This window comes from Pelomicrobium sp. G1 (genome assembly GCF_051905455.1).
Classification (GTDB): Bacteria; Pseudomonadota; Gammaproteobacteria; order Burkholderiales; family UBA6910; genus Pelomicrobium.
Window position 1 is genome coordinate 1 of sequence record NZ_JBQACR010000419.1, and the last position, 258, is coordinate 258.

A 258-nucleotide genomic window follows, 5' to 3' on the forward strand; every position below is an offset into this window, starting at 1 on the left:
GTTCGAGAGCATGCCCGGCGTCGAACAGGCGATCCACGTGCTCAAACCCTACAAGATCGTGGCCCGGGAGTGGCACCGGGAGGACACCGTGATCCAAGCGAGGGGCGTGCCCATCGGCGGCGGCGCGGTCCAGGTGATCGGCGGCCCTTGCTCGGTGGAGACGCCGGAGCAGATGCGGCTCGCGGCCAAAGGCGTGGCCGAGGCCGGCTGCCGGCTGATGCGGGGTGGCGCTTTCAAGCCCCGCACCAGCCCCTACAC

General features: G+C 70.5%; 1 pseudogene. It reads left to right on the forward strand.

The features are described 5' to 3' along the window. Positions 1-258 (forward strand): annotated as a pseudogene (locus tag ACTFO6_RS19070) (3-deoxy-7-phosphoheptulonate synthase); the annotation flags it as partial.